Source organism: Mesorhizobium sp. M7A.F.Ca.MR.245.00.0.0 (assembly GCF_003997415.1).
GTDB lineage: Bacteria > Pseudomonadota > Alphaproteobacteria > Rhizobiales > Rhizobiaceae > Mesorhizobium.
This window is the reverse complement of record NZ_RZTE01000080.1, coordinates 1-7156: the sequence shown is the minus strand read 5'-3', so window position 1 is coordinate 7156 and position 7156 is coordinate 1. Positions and strand designations below refer to the sequence as shown.

At 59.1% G+C, this 7156-nt stretch carries 4 protein-coding genes and 2 pseudogenes; 1 reads left to right on the top strand and 5 read right to left on the bottom strand.

Translation table 11 applies throughout. The annotated features are described in order from the left end of the window. Positions 1-49: 49 nt before the first annotated feature. Together EOB80_RS33920 and EOB80_RS35780 are read right to left on the bottom strand one after the other, a co-directional pair. Positions 50-254, bottom strand: a pseudogene (locus tag EOB80_RS33920) (acyltransferase); the annotation flags it as partial. Between the two features lie 934 nt (positions 255-1188). Next, positions 1189-2345, bottom strand: a pseudogene (locus tag EOB80_RS35780) (IS110 family transposase). A gap of 702 nt (positions 2346-3047) precedes the next feature. Between EOB80_RS35780 and EOB80_RS33910 the strand changes: the two are divergent. Further along, positions 3048-3965, top strand: coding sequence for a LysR family transcriptional regulator (locus tag EOB80_RS33910; protein ID WP_063170390.1), 918 nt, complete (start codon positions 3048-3050; stop codon positions 3963-3965). 48 nt (positions 3966-4013) lie between these two features. On the opposite strand, the gene EOB80_RS33905 is transcribed toward EOB80_RS33910, so the two are convergent. The 3 genes from EOB80_RS33905 to EOB80_RS33895 form a co-directional block, all read right to left on the bottom strand. Beyond that, on the bottom strand, positions 4014-4817 hold the full coding sequence (locus EOB80_RS33905) for a TIM barrel protein (RefSeq protein ID WP_127332329.1): 804 nt from the start codon (positions 4815-4817) through the stop codon (positions 4014-4016). 164 nt (positions 4818-4981) lie between these two features. Continuing rightward, positions 4982-6043 carry a LacI family DNA-binding transcriptional regulator gene (locus EOB80_RS33900; protein WP_024505889.1) on the bottom strand — a complete coding sequence of 354 codons (1062 nt, stop codon included), beginning with the start codon at positions 6041-6043 and terminating at the stop codon, positions 4982-4984. 272 nt (positions 6044-6315) lie between these two features. Further along, a partial coding sequence (locus EOB80_RS33895; RefSeq protein ID WP_127332327.1) for a cation:dicarboxylase symporter family transporter occupies positions 6316-7156 on the bottom strand: 841 nt, incomplete at its 5' end.

The following is a 7156-nucleotide window of genomic DNA, read 5'->3' as shown; positions in this document are numbered from 1 at the left end:
CCAATGCTCATAAAGCCGGATCAGGTCCGGCCGGTGTGTGGCGTAGGTGCAGTATCACGATGTGAGCCGCTACACCGTGCGCGTCGTAGCCGATTGCGCGGGCTTCGGGTCTCGCGCCGGCCCAACTGCGGCCTGCTTTCGAATGGCTGGAAGGTTTCCAGTCTGTCCATAGGCTCGGAAGAAGTCGGACAGTTTGACATGGCCGGTCAGTTGCAACTCCCTTTCCCAGCACTCCACTGCCCGGTAGAGCGCATGAAAAATCTCCTTTCGGGCGGTTTCTTAAGACGCTCGCCACGCCATGAGGCAGTGGGGGCATCGGTGTGCGTCAGGTGCTTCTGCCCATGCAGGATTCCAGAACATTGATGAAATCGTTTGTTTCGATGAAAGGCATCCACACTTTGGATGGTTGACCACGCTTTTCAAAGATCGTGAACTACATCTCCTCGTTGTGCTCGACGCACTCCCGACAGAGCGCAACCTCATGGGCGCGGCATGCAGGATTAACCGAGCCCAGCCGGTCATGAGTGCGGCCGGCGCTCGGCTGCTCGATTATTTGCGCGATAAGCTCGCGACCATGTCCGCGGAGGTATTCAAACTTAATGCTGCGTCCGGGAACTCTTGCCCTCCAGTTCGCGACGCTCTCCCGCCCATCCAGTGCTCGTTTACTTCGTCGGATAGTTTGACCCGGCTCTACCGAATCGCCGCTTCAGGATCATTCTTTCCGATTTCGTCACGCTCGTATTTCTGCCGCGTCCTACACCGATTGGGCGCGAACAAAACTGAGCGCCTTGGAACCCGAGCCCGTGCGTCGTGACCGGGAGCATCCGGGGCGAACTCATCCGCTCGGGGGCATCGCATCACCGGACGGCGACAGGCACGGTCGACCGGCATCTCGGCATCGGCTGGGAATTCGTCCATGGTCTGCATTGGCGACGACGCTTCCTGAGGCCACGTAGCCCTTATGCCAAGCTGGGCGCCCGGGTCGAGCGCGTAATGACGACAATTGCTTCGCTACAGGTCAAACGCTTTCCGGGCCACCTGCAAAGTCTTCACCCGGCCGTACAGCGCCCAAGACCACTGATGTGATCGACAAGAGCCTTTTTGATAAATCTGCGCTATTCTCCTGTCGCGCCGGACGACCGCGTGGCGAAGAGCAGGGTCCGAGATGAGAGCCCTGCCGCGCAGCTTCTATCGTCGCGCCTCGTTTGCGGCATCCGTGCCTACCCTCTTCGGACCTCGTGGGTTCCAACCGGCGACGAGGCGTGCATAGGCGCCCTCGGTCTGCTCCACCCAGCGGCGCTCTTCTTCCCGGGGCGCGCTCCCTTTTGGCCGCGCACAGCCTTGCTCCCGGCCTTGAGTTCCACATCGCGCAAGCTTCTTGGCATGCAGGGAGGGTCGAGCCCACGCGTAACTCTCGCCCTTCTCAACAGATGCCAGATCACGACAGAGAGTTTGCGTGCGGTTGCCACGGCCGCGACATGCTGTCCGCGCCGGGCTCGCACGCCGCAGGGAGAAGGCTCGCAACGGTCCGGGAGCACGAGCGGCCGCCCAGGCCGCTTCGACGAGCATGCCGCGCGCATGACCACGGCCCTGCTTGGTGATCCGCCCATGGTAGGCCGGACCTGGCCGGACTGCTGGACGCTTGGGTTCAACCCGAGATAGGTCACGAGCTTCTGCGGATCGTCGAAGCGCGACACGTCGCCGATCGCCGCCCTTCATCGCCAGCGCGACGGTGATGTCGACGCCGGAAATGGTCATCAGCCGCTTCACGCCTTCATCCTCGAGAGCCGAGCGGACAAGATCGCGTTCGATGACCTGGAGGTCTTCGCCCAATCGGTCGAACTCGCGCAGATGCCCATCGATCGCGAGGCGCTCGTCCTGCGGTACGACCTGCTCGATTAACCAGGTCCGACCCTTGGCGCCGCACAGGTCGGCATGCGGGCAGGACGGATCAGGTGGCTATGAAAGATCGACTGGATGACGCTCTTCAATCGAGATCTCTGTCGGACAATCTGATTGCGCCGTGTCACCTGTCGACGCAGAGCCTGCGTCGGCTCGTCCGCAATCCAGACTTCTGGCAAGAAGCCGCTGGCATAGAGCTGCGCAAGAACGTCGGCGTCGATCGTCGTTTTGATCTTGGCATAGGCAACGATAAACACCTGTTTCGGCTTGGCGATCCCCACCTCCTTCACATGCGGCGCAACCACAGCTGCAGCGGACGTCGCGTTGCCGGGTGCCCTCGATCACCCCGACATCGTTCGGCGACAAGATCGCGCCGCATGTCGACGCGGCCATGCCACTGCTTCGGCGAAGGCGCGGTGAATATCCAGTCCGATGATAAGCATGCCCGTTCCTCCTTTCTTGGCTCGGTCAAAGACGGGAGCTGGCGGGCAACACGACATCTACTGATCCGCGCTCGCAGCGCATCCGGGAAAGTCGCGAGGGGCGGCCATGTAACGAGCTCGGGCTCTCAGCCCACGGTCTATTGACGGCCTGCCTGCACCTTTGTGCTCCCGGTGCCCCACGTCCCGGATGGGCTCACCATAAGGGCGTTCCAAAACAAGAACAGCAGGACGAGAAGGCACCACAGATCACATACCGGATAGCGGCAAGGCCAAGCGCTTCGTCCAGATGGGCTTGCGCCAATGGGCTTAGGCCGAGCCTACAACAGCTCTCAAAAACGCTGCCGGACTGCTGCATTGGCTCGCCGATGCAATTGGCACAGGCCTCACGGCAGCTTAGGATCAAACCGCCCATCAGTCGCCTCGGACTGGAAAGGTGCACCCTATTAGGTTCCACGCCTAGCTAGGTCGGGGCCGCCGAAGACGCTGGTTGATAGCCCGGCGCCATCGGCCCGGCGTTTCAAACTGCCAATCTCTGACCTGCACAGTACGAACGATTGCTCGCTTCGGCAGATCACGCGGCTCATATGTCGGACCTTAACGTCATCCATCATAAACTTTTTGCGACAAAAGATTGCAAGAATGCTAAATTGTTAAAGTCGTTTGTTTCGGTTAAAGGCATCCATCCCATGGATGGCTGATGATATGCGTTTCAAAGGACTTGATCTAAATCTCCTCGTTGTGCTCGACGCACTCCTGACGGAGCGTAATCTCTCGGCGGCGGCACGCAGGATCAACCTGAGTCAGCCCGCCATGAGTGCGGCCGTCGCCCGACTGCGCGATTATTTCCGCGATGAACTGTTTACGATAAGAGGTCGCGAACGATTTCTAACCCCGCGTGCGGCAGCATTTGCCCCCGCAGTTCGCGACGCTCTCCAGCACATCCAGTGCTCGATTATTTCTTCGGATCCGTTTGACCCAGCTCGAGCCGATCGCCTCTTCAGGATCATTCTTTCCGATTTCGTCACGCTCGTGTTTTTCGAAAAGCTTGTGGAGCGTATTTCACGGGAAGCCCCCGCCGTCAGCTTCGAACTGCTGCCTGTCGACGATAGCCCCGATGAGCTTCTCCGGCGCGGTGACGTCGATTTTCTAATTCTACCGGATATGTTCACGTCGAGTGTGCATTCAAGCGTTGCGCTGTTTGACGAGAAGCTCGTGTGCGTAGGCTGTCCCACAAACAAGCAGCTGCCACAGCAGCTTACATTCGAGAGATACATGTCGATGAGGCACGTCGCGGTCAGGTTCGGGCGTACGATGAAGCCGTCTATCGAGGAATGGTTTTTGCTTGAGCATGGCCTTAAGAGACGTGTCGAGGTCGCCGTGCAGGGCTTCAGCATGATTCCACCTATGGTGTCCGGCACAGCTCGTATAGCGACCATGCCCTTACGGCTGGTCAGGCATTTCGAAAAAACGTTCCCCCTGCGGGTTATCGAACTTCCGCTGCCATTTCCCACATTCACCGAGACCCTCCAATGGCCGGCCCTCCACAATAGCGATCCGGCAAGCATCTGGATGCGGGAGATAATGATACAGGAGGCATCTCGGATGGCTGCCCCGCTGTGAACCCACGGAAAATTCAGGCGCACCTATAGTCACTACTCCTGTCACCATCTACTTTGACGACAATAGCCCTCGCCGGATAAAGTCGATGCTGGCGGCAAGTGCGCCTGCGAGATCGTCCAGAGAATGGACTTCCTCGACCAGCTCGAACGAGAAAGGTCCCGCGTAGCCGCCATCCAGCAGCGCCTGAATCTGGCTGCCATTGTCGGAACCTGCAAGAAAGCGATCGGGGTAAATCCAGAAGGTCGGGTCGTTTACGCTTGAAATGTGCACCAGGCCGGTAAGCTCGCAGAACAGGCATGTCTCCCCGGCCAGGGTGTGGTGGAACGTGTCGTGCACGAGGCGAAAGACGGACTGGCCATCAACCGCGGCAACGGCCTCGGCCGCTTCCTTCTTTGATCGAAGCGAGCAGGTTCGGAAACCCAGCGGCTCGATGAGACCGATCAGACCCCGCGACTGGAGGATTGGCTTGATCTCGTTTAGAGCGAAACGAAGATTGTCCTGGCGCTCGCTATTGGTGGGCCACGAGCTGCGGTTGGCCGGCACCAACACGAGCGTCTCCGCCCCGCACGCCGTCGCATAATCGGCGAGGTTGCTTGCCTCGGCCTGACGCGTTGGAGTCCAGTCGTTGAACCCCTGCAAGGCGTTGACAGAGATGATCGTGACGCCCGCTTCGGTAGCGGCAAACCGAACGTCCGCAGCCGGAATGCCGCGTGCGACAGGATTGCTGAAATGAGGGTAACGGATCTGGACGTCGGTCAGGCCTTGGTCACGGGCAAGCGCGAAAAGCGCACTGACGTCAAGGCGGGGCGCCGCCATGTGATTGAGTGCAAAGCGGGGCGATACCTGGCGCATTGCTTGACTTTCCTTCCATGAAGCGCGGCTGCCATTTCGGCATCCGGCTTCTTTCAAGACGGAACCACGCCGGTTCACAGATCGGACAGAGACGGCCGAGTCAATCGAGCTTTCCTTTCATCGATGAAAGGAAAATGGGCGCTCATGATAGAAATCCATCAAGGTCAAATATTTTCCGGAAGATAAATGTCGAACGGCAGAAATGTCTGCCCCGGGCTCTCCGCGACGCCGGCTTTGATGGCCCGCTCCATTGCCATTATCAGCTCCTGGCAAAGTCGGCGCATTGGCGTGCCGACCGCCATCGTCAAGATGTCATCCGCCAGCGCCCCACGTGACTGCGGCGTCATTTCACTCACGATCGCGACGAGATCCTGACCGCTCCCCTCTTCTCGGAGCGCGGAAATTGCTCCCTCTATACCCCCGCCGGCCATATAGAAGCCGACGAGCTCTGGTTCCCGCTGCATAAGATCCAGCAATTTTTCGTAAGTGAGCTGCCGTTCATCAAGGTTCACGAGCGGATCAAGCACCTCGAATTTGGGCGCGTTCTCACGAAAATAGGCACGAAAGGCCGTTTCCCGCGTCGCATGCGCCTGGAAGCGATGGCTTCCGACAAACACCGCCACCTTGCCGGGCCGTTTTGCGGCCTTGGAAAACACCCAAGCGGCAGTCCGTCCGACCTTGCTGTTGTTGAGGCCGATGTAGCCCTCGCGCACGCCATCGGCGAAGTCGGATAACAGCGAAAATACCGGGATACCTTTCGCCTTGAGCTCCTCGACTGATGCTGTGATTTTCGGGTGATCGGCCGCCACCATGGCGATCGCCTGGCAGCGGCTTCCAAGGTCCTTAAGAAGCGGGAGCAGGTCACGCGGCAAATGTGACTGCGCGAACTCGATGATCGGAAGGCCGTGGAAGGATTTAGCCATACTGACCGACTCTTCAATATTGCGAGCGAAATCTTGGTAAAAATCGTGGGCAGGTTTTCTCAAGATGAAGCCCAGCTTGTAGTGCGGCAGGTGCTGCTGCAAGCGCTGTTTGATGAGACCGGCAGCATGATAGCCGATCGCGTGCGCGGCCGCATGGACCCGCTGGGCGGTCTCCTCTCGCACCGGAAGGCGGACGTTCAGAACCCGATCGACTGTTGCTACGCTGACTCCGGCTTCGCGGGCGAGATCGGCAATTGTGACGCGCTTTCCCCTAGCGATTCTGATCGGCCGGTCCTCCGTCATCCGGTGCGATCCCGCGACGGCTTGGGGCGGCAAGCTGAAATAGTTACCACACCCCACGGTTGATAACGCATTCGACGAACAGCGCTCCATGCGGACCCAGATGAGTTTCCGTGAACCGTTCGTTTGCTTAGGGGCTTCATGGTGTTGTATTACTCTCCGCGTTAGTACACTATTTCCAGCGCTCTTTGGAGGCCGGCAATTCGACTGCTGTGAAGGCCGTGACTTACACGTCGCGCTATTGCTTGCTTGCGGGGAGCCCGTTTGATGTAACCCTAACCGCGGAAAGCGGCTTCCATCCGGGACTGGTCCAATTCGCCTTCCCAGCGAGCGACAACGAGCGATGCCACCGCATTACCGACTAAATTCGTCAGCGCGCGGCATTCCGACATGAAGCGGTCCACGCCAAGAATTAGAGCCATTCCGGCAACGGGAACACTCGGCACGACAGACAGAGTAGCGGCCAATGTGATGAAGCCGGCGCCGGTGACGCCTGCCGCACCCTTCGAGGAAAGCATCGCAATTAGCAGCAGGAGGATCTGATCGGCAATTGACAAATCTGTGTTCGTCGCCTGCGCGATGAAGAGGGCGGCGATCGTCATGTAGATATTGGTGCCGTCCAGATTGAATGAGTATCCAGTAGGGATGACGAGACTTACGACCGAACGCGCGGCGCCGGCCTTCTCCATCTTCTCCATGAGCGAGGGCAGCGCGGCCTCCGAGGAGGACGTTGCCAGGACAAGCAGCAGCTCGTCCTTGATGTAGCGGACAAGAGAAAAGATCGAGAAGCCGTTGCAGCGGCAGACCACGCCGAGAACCCCGAACACGAAGAGGAAGGCGGTCAGATAGAACGTCGCGACCAGTATCGCGAGGTTGGCCACCGAACCGATTCCGTATTTGCCGATCGTAAAGGCCATAGCGCCGAAGGCGCCGATGGGTGCAGCCTTCATGAGAATGCCGACGAGCTTAAAAATGGGGGCGGTGAGCGCCTGGAGAAAGGTAACGACCGGCCTGCTCGTCTCTCCGGTCATCGCCAGAGCAATGCCGAACAAGACCGAGAAGAACAAGACTTGCAGGATGTCGCCTTCCGCGAAGGCACTGGCAATCGTTGACGGG

Bases quoted from the DNA above. Each gene is read 5' to 3' on its own strand.
- EOB80_RS33910 (WP_063170390.1), top strand. From the start codon at position 3,048: ATGCGTTTCAAAGGACTTGATCTAAATCTCCTCGTTGTGCTCGACGCA.
- EOB80_RS33905 (WP_127332329.1), bottom strand. From the start codon at position 4,817: ATGCGCCAGGTATCGCCCCGCTTTGCACTCAATCACATGGCGGCGCCC.
- EOB80_RS33900 (WP_024505889.1), bottom strand. From the start codon at position 6,043: ATGACGGAGGACCGGCCGATCAGAATCGCTAGGGGAAAGCGCGTCACA.